Genomic DNA, 14,248 nt, shown 5'->3' with positions numbered 1-14,248 from the left:
TTTTTCCAATTCACCACAAATTTACATATATTAACTCAAAAACTGAAAGAATGAATTTATAAAAGTTTACCATATAAACTACTTTTTATAAATTTTTAATAGAAAAAAGTGCCCTTAGGCACTTTTTAGTAAACTAACTTTATTCCTGATAATTTAAAGTCCTGTGAACTATCTTTTAAGAATTGTTCATAAATTTCTTTTGATTTATTATAATTTCCTACAATGGTATTTTTAGTTGCTTCATCCATAGTTGTAGAAATTTCCTCATAAGCCGCCTTTATATTTTCATATCCTCTTGCTATGTCTTTTTCTACCATTAAATAGTACCATCCAGCATTATTTAGGGAAATTACATCTTTCTCATTCATTGCATAAGCTTCACGTATTAAGTTGATTCCTTCTTCATTATTTCCTTGGGTTAAATATACAGCTCCTAAAGTTCTATAATATTCCTGATTATCTTTTTCTATCTTTATAGCTTCTTTCAAATTTAATGCTGCATCATCCCATTTTTCATCAATTATATCTAGCCTAGCCAATTTGTAATATAATTTACTATTATCTACTTTTATATTTAATGCTAATGAATAATAATCTCTTGCTTTTTCATTATTTGACTCATAATTAGAATAATAATTAGCTATTCTCATTATTGTTTCATAATTATAAGGCTCTTTTTGCATTGCTGTCCTAAAATACGCTTCAGTTGGTTTAATATTTCCCTTTTTTAATAATATATCTGTAATCAAACTTCCATAACTGTTAGGATAATTATTATTTTTAACTATACTCTTTTTAGCTAGATTAAAGGCTTCATCATATTTCTCATTGTAAAAAGATCTTAATGAAGATAAATAATACTCTATATATGAATCTTTTTTATCATTACTTGCTTTTCTTACAGCATCACCCAAATAATCTTCTGCTTCCGATTCTCTGTTAGAATTTTTAAATATTTCAAAATTTATATAATCTGTTGATATTCCATTTATATTTTCATCTTCTAATTTTATAATTAATTCTTCAGCTTTTCCTATATTCTCTTTAGAAATAGAATTTGCTTTTGCTAACATCATTTTATATGCTGCTTCTTCTGGATTTGCTTCTATTTTTTTCTCTATAGATTTAATTAACATATCTTTATCAAATGAATACATATCGTCTATAACATCATATATTTTCATTTCATTTCTATCTAAATTCCATGCATCTTTTAATAATTCTAATCCATTTTCCCATCTATTTATTAGCATATTCATATTAGACAAAATACATATATCATAAGAAGAATTTTTATCCAAAGGATAATTTTCTGTTAATCCTTCTGCTTTGTATATATGATTATTAGCTATATAAGCTGAAAATAAAGTTTTTAATATATCTTTATTAGAACCATAGTCATTTATGTATTTCTCTCCAAATGAAATAGCTTCATCATATTCTTTATTCATAATAAAAGTAAATAGCATTGAATTAATTAGTTCTATATCTTTATCCCTATACTTATCAAAGCCCTCTTCTTTTATTATTCTATCTCTCTTTATAATTGATTCCTTTAGAAGAGAACTTGATTTCTTAACATCCCCTTTTAAGGAATATATATCAGCAGCCTTAACTGTCCATATTGGCCAATTATCATCTTTTTGCATTTTATTATATTCTTCTATTGCTTCATCATATTTATTTTCATAATATAGATATTCAGCTCTATTTTGGGTTATGTCAACTTCTTCAACTGTGGTAAATCCTTTTATACATAGTATCATAATAAGTGTTATGATACATGAGCCCCCTATGATGACAATAGGTTCTACATACTTATTCTTTTTATTAGCTTTTCTATATTTATCTATTAAATTAGCACTTGTCCTATTAATTACTTTGCTAAGTTTTCTAAAAAACGATTTCAGATACTTTTTTGTAGTAGAAAAAAGTTTTTTTATTTCATTCATGACTCTCTCCACCTTTTCATTTAATCTACATAATTATAAGCTAATATACATTTTAGCAGATTTTTTTAATATTTACAATTGAAATATTTACAAAAATTCCCCATTAACTAACTTTTTTTTAAGTAAATTAAATAAAAATGTAAAAATTTAGTGCTAACAACATATTAAAATTAAATTTAAAAAGCTAATAATATATACTACTATTAGCTTTTTAAAATCAACATTAATTAATATTCTTTAATTTTTCTTCTAATCTCGAAACAACTTTATACATAACAAAGGCTATTATAGAAAGAATTACTATACTCATCATAACCATATCTAACTGTGAAATTTGACCACCATATACTATTAAGAATCCTAAGCCTTCTCTTGCAACTAAAAATTCACCCATAATTACACCTACCCAGGATAATCCAACATTTATTTTAAGTGCAGAAATTAAAACCTGGATATTAGCTGGAAATACAAGATATTTTAATGTTTGAAATTTTGTTGCTTGAAGTGTTTGCATAAGCTTTAGTTTTCCCTTATCAACTTCATTAAATCCAGTTAAAACTGTTATTATTGTTGTTACTATTGAAATAAGAAGTGCTATTACTATTATAGCTGTCATCCCATTACCCACCCAAAATATTACAATTGGTGCAAGTGCAACCTTTGGCAATGCATTTAGCACTACTAAGTATGGATCTAAAACTTTTGATGTAAAAGGGGATGACCATAATATAATAGCTATAAAGGCTCCAAGTAATGTTCCTAACATAAAACCTAATACAGTTTCATAACAGGTTACTAATATATGCTTTAAAAGTGTTCCTTCTTTTACAAAAGATAAAAATGAATTAATTATTCTAGTAGGGCTCGATGTTAAAAAAGGATCTATCCACTTTAATCTTGCTGCAACTTCCCATAAAGCAATGAATACTACTAATATGGCTATTCTAAATATAGCTACTTTTATTCTATCTCTTTTTATTTTTTTTATATAATCTTCATGTTCTTTACTCATTTACTGCATCAAGCTCCTTCCATAATAAATTAAAGTACTCGTTAAACTCTGGCTCTTTTCTCCTTTGAAATGGAGTTGCTTCAGTATTCTTAAAGTTTATCTCCACATCTAATTTTAAGTTTGCTGGCCTTTTAGTAAGGATTATTATTCTATTTGAAATTGCTATCGCTTCTCCTAAATCATGTGTAACCATAATTGCTGTTTTTCCTTCTCTTTTTATTATGCTTTTCACATCATCACAAACTTTAAGTCTTGTCTGATAGTCTAAAGCTGAAAAAGGCTCATCTAAAAGAAGTACATCTGGATTTAGCGCAAGAGTTCTAATAAGAGCAACCCTTTGCCTCATTCCTCCGGAAAGCTCTGTTGGTTTATGGTCTTTAAACTTTGATAACTGATAATTTTCTAACAACCTATCTGCTCTATCTATATTTTCTTTGCTATCTAAGCCTTTAATCTTTAACCCTAATAATACATTGCTTCTTACTGAAAGCCATTCAAATAAATAATCTTTTTGAAACATGTATCCCATTTTATCTAATCTATTTTTTATATCTTTATCTGTATATAATACATCCCCTTCAGATGGTTTTAACAGTCCACTAATAATATTTAAAAGTGTTGATTTTCCACATCCTGATGGACCTATTATACTAACAAATTCTCCTTTTTCTATTGAAAAATTTAAATTTTCTATTGCTTTTGTCTCATCTTTTAAAGAATGATACGTTAAACTCACATTTGATATATTTATTAAACTCAAATTTGTGCCCCCTTTCTAATTTATGTAAATCTTGATAGAAAGAAGTTTATTGGGGCTGTCAGAAAGACAGCTCCATTAAAAATTTATTTAGATTTTACGGCTTCTTCCGCAAAAGTATTATTAACAATCTTCTCAAATTCAGGTCTGTCTTGTAACAAACTACTATCATAACCTTCTATTACATCCATTAATCTATTTAAATCTTCTTCTGCAATTGATGGATTAGTTGCTATTGCATTTATTTTTCTATAATTTTTAACAACTGAGACTATTATCTCTTTATCAGTCCCAGGGAAAAATGAAATTATTGAATTAGCTACTTCTTCATCACTATGTGTTTCAACCCACTTTTGTCCTTTATATATTGCATTAGTAAATTTTTGTACTATTTCAGGGTTCTTGTCCATATAAGATTTAGTTGTATAAAAACAAGTATATGGTAAATCTCCAACGGCTTCTCCAATTGAAGCTATTATCTTTCCACTACCTTCTTTTTCAAGCATAGAAGCTGTTGGCTCAAATAAATTAACATATTCTCCAACTCCTGACTTAAAGGCTCCAGCTGTTGCTGTGAAGTCGATATTAGTTACTAATGATACGTCCTTTCTAGGGTCTAATCCGTGATTTCTTAACACATACTCAAAAGCCATTTGTGGCATTCCACCTGGTCTTGCCCCTATTATTTCAACCCCTTTTAAGTCTTCCCATTTGAAATTTGGATTTTCTTCTCTACCAACTAAAAATGATCCATCTGTTTTGGTTAGTTGTGCAAATAATACTGGATAATCTTCTCTACCTTGATTGTGTATATATATTGCTTGCTCAGGTCCAGAGAAACCTATATCTACATTTTTACTTAAAAGTTGCTGCATTGTTTTGTCTGCAACACATTCTTTTACACAAGTATTTATATGAAATTAAATTTAGATACGAGCTATCTAAAGAAATGAATATATGAATTGTCTTTAATTTATTTTGATTTGGATTTCTTCATTATATATAGTTAGATTTTTAATTAATTATAATATTTTATTTTATTATTATCTTCCGTTGCATTTAATAAAATTATCTATTTCCTTTATGGCTAGAGATCTAAAGAATTCACTAGCTGAAATATGTTTTAAATCACAATACTTTTTGATTAATTGTTTTTCTTTAGAATTAAGTCTAAATTCAAATCTCTCATCTAATATTATATCCTTTTCTTCCTTTTTAAAGATGAAATTGATCAACTCCATTATTTTACTCATTGCTCTCCCCCACGTCTATTTTAATTAGTTATTAAAAATATAGGCTTGTCCGTACATGTATGGACATTACGGACATACTCCATTACTTTTTATTCCTCTTTTTGCATTACATTGGCATGAATTATATCTGGCAAAGGTATTAATCCTAGTAACATATCCTTAACTGTTACAGATGGAACTGAATACTCTTGTAACTTGCTATAAAGCTTCAATTCCTTTTCCTTATTTTTAGAGAACTCTATTATTATTATTATTATTTCTGCCATATTGCATCTCCTAAATATTGCTTAGTAGTACATTGCATGCCGAAGTAATATGTTGTAGAACCACAAAATGGAAAGGTACATAGAAAGTCTATGTACCTTTTTATTTATTTTTGTATTTTTAATCCTGACATCTTTAGATATTGCCCTTCTTGAATTGTCAAATAAGTATCTGCTTGAACATTTTCATTAGTAACAATACCTTCTATATTATGTCTACTATCAGTAGATACCTCGTAATAACCAAATCCGCTTGAACTATCTAATATTACTTTATATTCTCCTGCAGGAATATCTGTACCTACTTTATACATACCAGATTTATATTCTCCATCTTTAGGAACAACTGATGGTGCTGAGGCAACTGGATACATATCAGCTCCTGTCATTTTAAAGTATTCTCCATCATTTAATGTAACATAACTATTACTACCACTTGTTAAATTATCATTAAATACTATACTTTCTAATGCTCCAGTACTATCACTAGCACATTCAATATAAGTTAATGATTTTGAAATAACTAGATATTCACCAGCTGGAATATCTGTACCAATTTTATACGTTCCTGATTTAATTTTAGAATCTTCTTCTTTTGGTTGCTCCTTTTCATCTTGTTTAGATTCATTTTCTTTGTTATCTGTATTTGTATCTGAAGAAGTTATTTGTGTATTATTCCCTGTATTATCCTTGTCCTTTTCTCCTTTAGGTACACTTAAAATAAAGATAATTATTACAATTAACCAGAACCACCATCTTTTATAAATTTTTTTCTTTTTTCCTTCCCTTTTCATAAATTCATCCCCTCTCTTTTATATTGTATAATATATGTAAATTATGTCAATATTTAAATTTTGTCACTACTCTTTCTTGTTTAATTATATTTATCTAAAATAAAAAGACTATTAAATAAGATTTCTCTTACCTATTAGCCTTTTTATTATGCTATTTATTTTATTAATCTTATATCTATAAAACTCTTCTTCCTTCATTAAAACCATAAATATTTGAAATTACAACTTTATAAGCTAAGCCAGGAGTATTACCAAGGTCATCTCCTTGTGCATTTATATATTGACCATTTCCTACGTAAATTCCAACATGATTATAATTATTAGTTATAACTAAATCACCTACTCTTAGATCACTTATATTTGATACTTTGGTTCCAACACCTCTTTGACTTGACATATATGATGAAATTACTCTAGGTAGATATATACCAACTGATTCCCTATATACGAATTGAGTAAATCCAGAACAATCAAAACTATTTGGACCAGTTGCACTCCAAACATATGGCTTGCCTAAATGCTCCTTTGCTTCAGCAACTACCTTTTCTCCCTGAGTTTGTGATTGTACTACAGTTCCATCATACATTGCAGCTAATCTAATAGCTTGTCCATTATAGTTTCCAACAGTAACTCTACCTTTTATCCTATCTGCCTCATAATTATTTAGATCATTTATTTTTCTATCAGTAAACTTACTATTATCATTCATTTCTAATGTAAATATTCCAGTTACATTGTTTCTATAATCATATAGTGCTATTATTTTGTCTTTACTTCCATTTTTATTATGTGTTGCTACTACTTTTCCATCTATTTGAGATGCCGCAAAAGATGATGATTCCCAAGTTAGTTTGTCTGAATATACATTATTTGTATTATATAAAGACCATACTTTTGTTGTTGCATTCCCATAATCATAGAACATTGCTACCTCATCTTTACCATCCCCGTTGAAATCACCTGCTACTGTTTTATTTCTCATACAGTTTGAATTGTATGTTTTGCATTCCCACGCATACCTATCTGTAAAAGTTCCATTTGAATTCATTTTTAATTCGAACATTCCAGTAACATTATTTCCATAATCATAGAAAATTAACACTTCATCTTTTCTATCTCCATCAAAATCTCCAGCTACCATAGCTGTAACCCTATCACCTGTAAAACTCTTTGAACTCCATACTGATTTATCACTAAATGTTTGTTCATCTGAATTTAATGAAAATTGAAACATAGTTACAGTTGCATCTTTATAGTCATAAAGTGCTACTATTTCATCCTTCCCATCTCCATTAAAGTCACCTGATACCACCCTTCCTGTAATACTATCAGCATTAAATTTTCCAGTCCAAGAACTCCAAGCTGTAGGCGACTGGTAAACTCCACCAGATTCATAGAAACGATGCATTTTTGTTGTTGAATTTCCATAATCATAAAATGCAGCAATTTCATCTTTGCCATTACCATCAAAATCTCCAGATACAACTCTATCTTTTACTTCTTCTGGATCATAATTAGCTCTAGTTTGAGTCCATAAATCTGCTGTACTATTAAAATTATTGATATCCCAAGAGTTAATTCTGATTATTCCATCTCCTCCAGCATTATATGCCTTGGCTTCTTCTGAATGTAAAAAACCTAATGAAAAAATTGATGTAAAAACCGCAACAGCTAAAAATGTTCTAAGTTTTTTCTTAATCATTAAATTACCCCCTTCTATTTTATATTTACATATTACCATATTATGTAAATTAAATAAATAATATTCTTTTTACCCTCAAAGATAAAGGATAGTAAGTAAGATTTCTCCCACCTACTATCCTTAATAATTATCTATTAACTGTTGCATTTTTTCTTATATAAGCTCTTGCACCATCTATATCTAAAGCGTAATAACCACTCATTTCAAATCTAGCAGTTATTAATTCATTAGTGTAGAATGGCTTTATTTCTTTGCTCCATACTCTACATGGATATTCTGTTACTTGTAGTCTAAATCTTCTATATCTTTCATCAGTTAATCCTATCAACTTAACATTTTCTTTTTCTACCCAACACCTTTTCCCATCTAATTCTATAGCGTAGGCCCATTGATTTTCAGCATCTGCAGTTAATAAATCTCCCTTGTTAAATATCTTAACTTCTCCATCATATGACATTGCATCTTCTTTCATTTTTAATGGCAATGGAAATTTACTAACTTCTATTTTTTTATTTGCTATTGCCTCTGCAATAGTTTGTCCAATTTTGTCTGGACCTAATTTTTTATATAAAGCGACATCTTCTGTAGCTTCTACAAAACATACCTCCACAATAATACTCGCCATATTAGTTGCCCTTAGTTCATATAGCTGATTACTTTCTTTTACTCCTCTGTTTACAAATCCTAATCCAGCTATAGCATTTACTATTCTTGCTGCTACTTCTTCATCTAGTTTAATATTATCTGACTTACTATACACCCATGTTTCAGTTCCTATTGCGCCATTATAGCTATCGTACGCTTTATTAAAATGAATTGATATAAATAAATCTGCACTCCAATTATTAGCCTTATTTACGCCATAGACTAAATCACTATTTGAATCCATATTGCTTGGAGTTACATCTAGTACCTCATGACCTAATTGACCTAAATACTTAATTACAGAATCTTTTACTTTTCTATCTTCTGTTGTTTCATCTATTAATCCACTTGCTCCTGGTGCTTGAAAGTTGTGTCCTCCCCTTACTGTTATTTTCATATTTACCAGCCTCCTTGTAATTTATATTATGAAAAGTATTATATTATTGTTCAAAATAAAGAAGCAAAATTTACTCTTGCTCTTTAGTTTCTTTTATAGCTTGTCTAGTTGAACTTTGTCCAAAATAAAAAGCTATAACCATACTAAATATAGTTAAAAATTCAGTAGCTCCTATTAAACCCTTTAAAGCTAATATTGAAAATACTATAGTTAATATCAAAGCTATTATCTTTTTAATTTGTAATAATTTCTTTAATGTTTCCATCTTTATCACTTCCTTTCTTCAACTTTAATTTTTATTTCCTTAACATCTTCTTGAATATTTTCAACAACACTAAACTTATTTGCCATTGCATCTAATAGATCCTGGTATCTCTTTTCTCTCTCCCCTGTTGTTTTAAGAACATAGATTAATAGAAATACAAATAATGCATATCCTAATCCTTGTCCTATTGCTGCTTGCATTAAAGCATCCATCTTACACCCGCTTTCTTATAAAATAAAAAGAACCCACATTTGTAAGTTCTTAGCTATTAATTTATAGAATTTTCTCTGTCTAATAAGAATTTATTTATTTTACTTATGCTATCAAGAATATCAGAATCTAATACTATACAAGTAGCTCTTTCATTAGATTTAACCAGAGTTCCATTTTCATCTATCTCTGAATAGGTATAGCTAAGTCTTTCCCCTTCTGCTGTTGTATGTGCTGTAAAGCTTGTTATTTTTTTTATGTTAGACAACATTAATCAACTCCATTTCATAATAATTAAAATACTCACTTGCTAACTCATCGTAATTTACTTCTTTATCGTGTTCTATATTATTTAAGTATTCTTCTGTTATATTTATTCTTTCTTGTTCTAACCTTTCTGTTTCATATCCCTTTTGCTTAGCTGAAAATCTCCATCCAAATTTAAGGTTAGAAGTACCTTTTACTACAAAGTAGTTTTCTGTTCTTTCTAATACAAATAAATTGCCTTCTCCATACTTCTGCAAAAATACTTGATAACTACATTTAGTATTAATAGTCTCTGCCATAATTGGATCTAAATAGATGTAACATAATCCGGTTTTATCTATAACTCCTTCTCCTATATCTTCAAATAGAGCATCTGCGCTTTCTATGGCATTTAATTTTACTCCACCGTAATTTTGCGCATTAACTAACCTAGCCTTAGATCCTGTTGCTGCAAAGTTACCATTTATATATGTGTTAGTATTAAAGTAAGTAGGGTAATTATTCCCTGCTAAAATATAAGCTAGTATACCACCGGTATTTGATTGTACTTTTAATCCATCATCTTTATTGGTAACTGAAACTTGCATAACTAATTTATTTTGCGCTCCGAAAATAATTGGTACATTTGATCCAGCACTAGATCCCAAATAAATAGCATTTGGTGTATAAACCCTATCTTGAAAATTTACAGCTGAATTAAATACTGCACTCTCAAGTACTCTTATAGGTGATGGGTAAGTAGGATTTTTAGCATACTTATCAAATACAATATATGAACCATATGTTCCATCCGGCCTCCTATAACCTAAAGTCATATATCCTTCATTGTGATGTGCTAGAGAAAGTCCTCTTACATTTGGATAGTCTGTTAAATAAGAACTATATATTATTCCAAGTTCCCTTCCATTACGTTCCCAATCATAAAAATATATGCTTGTATCTTGTATTTTTATTGCATCAACACCATTCCAATTCTTATTTATAAATGTTCCTGCTATAGTTAAATTACCATTTGTATCTCCAGTTAAAACCTCTTGATTAGATTTATTTAATATCTTTATAGCACCATTTTTTACAGTAAAGCCTGTTTTATCTAATACTGTAGTTACTGTAGATATAGAAGCAGTCCCACCATTTATTGCATCACTTATAGATTGTGTTATCTTCCCTGGTTGTAGATTTATCTCCGCTGTTGCCATTCTACTAGAAAGACCATTTATATTACTATCTATATCCTCCGGAGCAGGTGTCCAATCTGTGGCTTTTACACCTTTTTCTACTTTTATATTATCAAAAGTAGCTTCTCCACCTTGCACAAGCAATACTATTTGTAAAGTAACAACATCACTAGGTATGGTTACTAGATATTCAATCTTTTTATAATCTCCAGTTACATTTAATGTTATAGGAGTAGGACCCCCTGCAATAGATCCATCAGCTCTATAATAATTACATGCTAATTTTACTGATGAACTAGTATTTACAACTTGCAAAACTTTAACAAACCCACTAATAGCAATTTTACTATTTGGATTAACACTTATGTTTTGTCTTAGTGTTTGATACTTACTACCTGTTGTTTCTTTTATTCTAAAAGCTTTAGCACCATAATAAACATCTATTTCAGATATTAATACTTCTCCATTGCTTTCTGGTTTATTCCAGTACTTTAAATCTAATTCAGCTCCACTATTTAATAATAGGTTTGCTCCCTTTATTTCCATAGTTTCTAGGCTTTCTACTTTAAAATTAATATCTTTAGATGTTTGTTTAAAAACAGAATAAAAATCTTGTAGTTTAACACTAGTTCCATCATCTGTTATAGTTGTATCTTTAATTAATGTATCTATTTGTCTATTCATTACGTTTATAGATGTTGTATTAACTTCTATTTTCGAATCTATGTCCTCTGGAGCTTGTGTCCATAGCGGGTTAAGATTTTCTCCAAGTTCTACCTTTAAATTTGAAATAGTAAAGGTTCCTATTGCATTATCCAATCTATACTCAATTCTTGAAAATGTTTTATCCCCATTCACAGGAACAATAACTGTTTTGATTATCCTATTCGGCATTGAAGCTATATTTTGTGAAGGTATAATAAAACTCCAATGACACTTTACTAGCTTTAATTAAGCTTGTATTAGTATCTTTATTTAATCCAGTAATAAGAGAACTATAATTTATTTGCTTTTCACCTATTGCATCTGCTGCAACCATATTTGATTTTATTAAATCATCAGCAATAGCTTTTTCTTTTATTCCTGTGTGATCTATTAATGTAGTAGTTCCATCTGTACCTCTTAGAATAAAACTAAAGTTTCCGGAGACATCTTGTCCTAATTGTAATCTAACCTTATTGGATTTATCTTTAAATTGCATTGTTGGTCCTACAATAGAAAGTCCACCATCTACTGAAGCTAAATTAATGGTATTAGTGTTAATTGTTCCTGCTTTTAATTTATTTAAGCTAAGACTATCTATCATTGCATCTTTTATTACTGCATTTGCTATTACAGTATTACTAGATGTTATGTTTAGAAATTGTCCGTTTTCTCCAGTAACAAATTTAGAAAGTAGTGTTTGTAAATCTAATGTTCCACCACTAGCAACATCAAATTTTATATTACCTGCAGTTAAGTCTGTTACTTCTATTTTCTTAGCTATAGCTGTGTCTATCTCAGCGAATTTAATATTAGCAACATCTATATTTAATTTATTTACAGTTAAACTTCCTACAGTCCCTTCAAGAGCTGTGAATTTATTCATTTCAACTTTATTGATTGTAAGTTTCTCCACTGCTTTTGCAATAGCATTTTCGCTTACTGTCCCATTGTCGCTAGTTATATTATTTACTGTATCTACTGCATCTTGATACTCCTTTTGAATATCTTCAAAATTTAAAATCGTATTAGCAACTTCACATGTATTTCTTTCAGGCTCATCTGGGTATTCTTTTATCTTAACTATACGTTGCTTTTCTCTTACCCCATTTTCTTTAGATACAAGATAAATGGTATCTCCTAAACTATAATCTAAGATATTTTTATATTTAGTATTTAACTTAGCAAGGTCTATAATATCTACTGCATAAGCTACACGAGGTTTGCTTAATTCATTAAGCTTTATTGTTGCATCTTCTAATAGACTGGAAGCTACTGTGTATCTTTCATCTTTCCAAATAAGAGTTTTAACTTTTTTAGAATATTGATAGTTTTCTAAGTAGTCTTTGCCATTAGCATCAATCTTAAGTCCATCTTTCCCAATAGGTTTAATCCTTGTAAAAAAGTCATAACTATCGTTATTTATATCTAACTTTTTCAAGTTTAAATCCTCTGTGAAGTAAGTTCCTTTATCTTGCCCTTGCTTTTCCTTAACATAGATAATCTTATTTATAGTGTCAAATTTATACTCTACTAAATAAGTCTTTCTAGCTTGTTGTATAATATCCCAACTATTACAGTTAGTCATTCTTACAGTTCTCTTCTTAGTTACTCCTGTAACATTTGCAGTCCATCCAGTACCAGCTAAGGCCAAATCTAAACACTTGCTTATAGTTTCCTCTAAACAAGTAAAACTTTCCCTTGCTTCACCTTCTAAATCTTCTACATTTAAAGACGTATTAACAGTTATCCAATCCCCAGAATTATCAATGGACTTAATTACAAATTCATCCGTCTTAGTTCTTATATATCCCTCATTTTTAATTTCTTTCCCAAGTCTTTTTGGATATAAAAAAGAAAGTGTCTTATCTCCAGTTTTAAGAACACTTTCTATACAATAATCTTTATATGCTACTAAGCCTTTTATCTTAATTCTATTTACATCATATAATTGTAACAACTTATTCCTCCTTTCTTTAGAATTTTCATAATTCTAGCTACTACTTAAGTAAAAACTCAATGCTTGTTAATTCTCCTGTAGTTAATTCTATATTAGAATTTAAAAGAAGATCTAAAGATATATCAAAAGTTTCTATTTCATTTTCTATACTTTGCAACTCATATATATCTTTATTGAAGTTTTCTAAATCATCTATTATATATTTATTATTTTCTATTCTTATTTTCCCTTCCCCATCTTTTGAACCATACTTATTTATAAGTACTTTTCTTTCTTCTTCATAAGCTTTTAATTCCCTAGAAATTATCTCTATATTTTTCTTTACTGCATAGCTTATCTTTATAGGTAATTTAGCACCTGCTAAAACTGCTAGTGTATTTAATCCATTTACCATATTTATATTGGTAATTTTAGTTTTATTCATTTACATTCCCTCCTAATTATTCTTTTATTTCTCATTAATTTTAGAAATAAAAAAAGAAACCCTATTGAGTTTCCTTTACTTATACTTATTCATTGATTTTAATAATATTTTAAAAGCATAGCTAAGATATTTTCCAATTAGATTATACAAGCTATGAGATGTTTCAATAGCTGCTGCAATGCTAACTACACAACTTAGCAGACTTTCTATATTATCAATCTCAATACTTGTAAAAACTTTATATGAAAAATATGTTATTAACCCATATACTATTAATTTTGTAAAGTTAATAATAAACTCATCACTCTTTATATTATCTAAATCACTTTTCTCTATATTGCTGTTATTTATTATGACAGCAAACAAAAACATTGCTATGGCAATAACATAACCAGCCTTAAGGAAACCTGAACTATCAAACATAATAATCACCTCTCTTGATTATTGTCGATAATTCATATTCATTC

General features: G+C 28.7%; 16 protein-coding genes. All 16 read right to left on the bottom strand.

The window, feature by feature from the left end:
• Positions 1–125: 125 nt before the first annotated feature.
• Positions 126–1,952: a tetratricopeptide repeat protein gene (locus tag ABDZ60_RS16190; RefSeq protein ID WP_343779518.1), complete on the bottom strand. Its 1,827-nt coding sequence runs from the start codon at positions 1,950–1,952 to the stop codon at positions 126–128.
• A 223-nt stretch (positions 1,953–2,175) separates the two neighbouring features.
• Positions 2,176–2,964: an ABC transporter permease gene (locus ABDZ60_RS16185; protein WP_343779516.1), complete on the bottom strand. Its 789-nt coding sequence runs from the start codon at positions 2,962–2,964 to the stop codon at positions 2,176–2,178.
• The gene (locus ABDZ60_RS16180; protein ID WP_047000791.1) at positions 2,957–3,724 is read right to left on the bottom strand and encodes an ABC transporter ATP-binding protein; all 768 of its coding nucleotides are present in this window, start codon (positions 3,722–3,724) and stop codon (positions 2,957–2,959) included. The genes ABDZ60_RS16185 and ABDZ60_RS16180 overlap by 8 nt, the downstream gene beginning before the upstream one ends.
• A gap of 83 nt (positions 3,725–3,807) precedes the next feature.
• Positions 3,808–4,596, bottom strand: coding sequence for an ABC transporter substrate-binding protein (locus tag ABDZ60_RS16175; protein ID WP_343779512.1), 789 nt, complete (start codon positions 4,594–4,596; stop codon positions 3,808–3,810).
• Positions 4,597–4,764: 168 nt separating this feature from the next.
• Positions 4,765–4,974 (bottom strand): DUF6290 family protein, encoded by a 210-nt coding sequence (locus ABDZ60_RS16170; protein WP_343779509.1) that lies wholly within the window; start codon positions 4,972–4,974, stop codon positions 4,765–4,767.
• 89 nt (positions 4,975–5,063) lie between these two features.
• Positions 5,064–5,240: a hypothetical protein gene (locus ABDZ60_RS16165; protein ID WP_343779506.1), complete on the bottom strand. Its 177-nt coding sequence runs from the start codon at positions 5,238–5,240 to the stop codon at positions 5,064–5,066.
• 104 nt (positions 5,241–5,344) lie between these two features.
• A complete protein-coding gene (locus ABDZ60_RS16160) occupies positions 5,345–6,031 on the bottom strand; it encodes an Rv1352/Rv1906c domain-containing protein (RefSeq protein WP_343779503.1) in 687 nt (228 codons plus the stop codon).
• 175 nt (positions 6,032–6,206) lie between these two features.
• Positions 6,207–7,733 carry an NlpC/P60 family protein gene (locus ABDZ60_RS16155; RefSeq protein WP_343779500.1) on the bottom strand — a complete coding sequence of 509 codons (1,527 nt, stop codon included), beginning with the start codon at positions 7,731–7,733 and terminating at the stop codon, positions 6,207–6,209.
• Between the two features lie 127 nt (positions 7,734–7,860).
• A complete protein-coding gene (locus ABDZ60_RS16150) occupies positions 7,861–8,775 on the bottom strand; it encodes an N-acetylmuramoyl-L-alanine amidase (RefSeq protein WP_343779498.1) in 915 nt (304 codons plus the stop codon).
• A gap of 70 nt (positions 8,776–8,845) precedes the next feature.
• Positions 8,846–9,040 carry a hypothetical protein gene (locus ABDZ60_RS16145; RefSeq protein WP_343779495.1) on the bottom strand — a complete coding sequence of 65 codons (195 nt, stop codon included), beginning with the start codon at positions 9,038–9,040 and terminating at the stop codon, positions 8,846–8,848.
• A 5-nt stretch (positions 9,041–9,045) separates the two neighbouring features.
• Positions 9,046–9,252, bottom strand: a complete 207-nt coding sequence (locus ABDZ60_RS16140) for a BhlA/UviB family holin-like peptide (protein ID WP_016208508.1) — start codon at positions 9,250–9,252, stop codon at positions 9,046–9,048.
• A gap of 56 nt (positions 9,253–9,308) precedes the next feature.
• Entirely contained in the window at positions 9,309–9,521 is a 213-nt protein-coding gene (locus tag ABDZ60_RS16135) for a hypothetical protein (protein WP_343779491.1), read from the bottom strand.
• On the bottom strand, positions 9,511–11,589 hold the full coding sequence (locus ABDZ60_RS16130; protein ID WP_343779488.1) for a hypothetical protein: 2,079 nt from the start codon (positions 11,587–11,589) through the stop codon (positions 9,511–9,513). Before ABDZ60_RS16130 ends, ABDZ60_RS16135 begins: the two co-directional genes overlap by 11 nt.
• Entirely contained in the window at positions 11,579–13,357 is a 1,779-nt protein-coding gene (locus ABDZ60_RS16125; RefSeq protein WP_343779485.1) for a phage tail protein, read from the bottom strand. The genes ABDZ60_RS16130 and ABDZ60_RS16125 overlap by 11 nt, the downstream gene beginning before the upstream one ends.
• A 40-nt stretch (positions 13,358–13,397) precedes the next feature.
• On the bottom strand, positions 13,398–13,781 hold the full coding sequence (locus ABDZ60_RS16120) for a hypothetical protein (RefSeq protein WP_343779482.1): 384 nt from the start codon (positions 13,779–13,781) through the stop codon (positions 13,398–13,400).
• A gap of 75 nt (positions 13,782–13,856) precedes the next feature.
• The gene (locus tag ABDZ60_RS16115; protein ID WP_343779479.1) at positions 13,857–14,204 is read right to left on the bottom strand and encodes a hypothetical protein; all 348 of its coding nucleotides are present in this window, start codon (positions 14,202–14,204) and stop codon (positions 13,857–13,859) included.
• Positions 14,205–14,248: the final 44 nt, after the last annotated feature.

It is taken from the genome of Clostridium sartagoforme (genome assembly GCF_039521405.1).
Lineage (GTDB): Bacteria > Bacillota > Clostridia > Clostridiales > Clostridiaceae > Clostridium > Clostridium sartagoforme.
This window is presented reverse-complemented; position numbering and strand designations above follow the sequence as displayed.

What these genes read in the sequence shown, in the direction of transcription:
- ABDZ60_RS16190 (WP_343779518.1), bottom strand. Translation starts at nt 1,952, where the DNA reads ATGAATGAAATAAAAAAACTTTTTTCTACTACAAAAAAGTATCTGAAA.
- ABDZ60_RS16185 (WP_343779516.1), bottom strand. Translation starts at nt 2,964, where the DNA reads ATGAGTAAAGAACATGAAGATTATATAAAAAAAATAAAAAGAGATAGA.
- ABDZ60_RS16175 (WP_343779512.1), bottom strand. Translation starts at nt 4,596, where the DNA reads ATGCAGCAACTTTTAAGTAAAAATGTAGATATAGGTTTCTCTGGACCT.
- ABDZ60_RS16170 (WP_343779509.1), bottom strand. Translation starts at nt 4,974, where the DNA reads ATGAGTAAAATAATGGAGTTGATCAATTTCATCTTTAAAAAGGAAGAA.
- ABDZ60_RS16165 (WP_343779506.1), bottom strand. Translation starts at nt 5,240, where the DNA reads ATGGCAGAAATAATAATAATAATAATAGAGTTCTCTAAAAATAAGGAA.
- ABDZ60_RS16160 (WP_343779503.1), bottom strand. Translation starts at nt 6,031, where the DNA reads ATGAAAAGGGAAGGAAAAAAGAAAAAAATTTATAAAAGATGGTGGTTC.
- ABDZ60_RS16155 (WP_343779500.1), bottom strand. Translation starts at nt 7,733, where the DNA reads ATGATTAAGAAAAAACTTAGAACATTTTTAGCTGTTGCGGTTTTTACA.
- ABDZ60_RS16150 (WP_343779498.1), bottom strand. Translation starts at nt 8,775, where the DNA reads ATGAAAATAACAGTAAGGGGAGGACACAACTTTCAAGCACCAGGAGCA.
- ABDZ60_RS16145 (WP_343779495.1), bottom strand. Translation starts at nt 9,040, where the DNA reads ATGGAAACATTAAAGAAATTATTACAAATTAAAAAGATAATAGCTTTG.
- ABDZ60_RS16140 (WP_016208508.1), bottom strand. Translation starts at nt 9,252, where the DNA reads ATGGATGCTTTAATGCAAGCAGCAATAGGACAAGGATTAGGATATGCA.
- ABDZ60_RS16135 (WP_343779491.1), bottom strand. Translation starts at nt 9,521, where the DNA reads ATGTTGTCTAACATAAAAAAAATAACAAGCTTTACAGCACATACAACA.
- ABDZ60_RS16130 (WP_343779488.1), bottom strand. Translation starts at nt 11,589, where the DNA reads ATGCCGAATAGGATAATCAAAACAGTTATTGTTCCTGTGAATGGGGAT.
- ABDZ60_RS16120 (WP_343779482.1), bottom strand. Translation starts at nt 13,781, where the DNA reads ATGAATAAAACTAAAATTACCAATATAAATATGGTAAATGGATTAAAT.
- ABDZ60_RS16115 (WP_343779479.1), bottom strand. Translation starts at nt 14,204, where the DNA reads ATGTTTGATAGTTCAGGTTTCCTTAAGGCTGGTTATGTTATTGCCATA.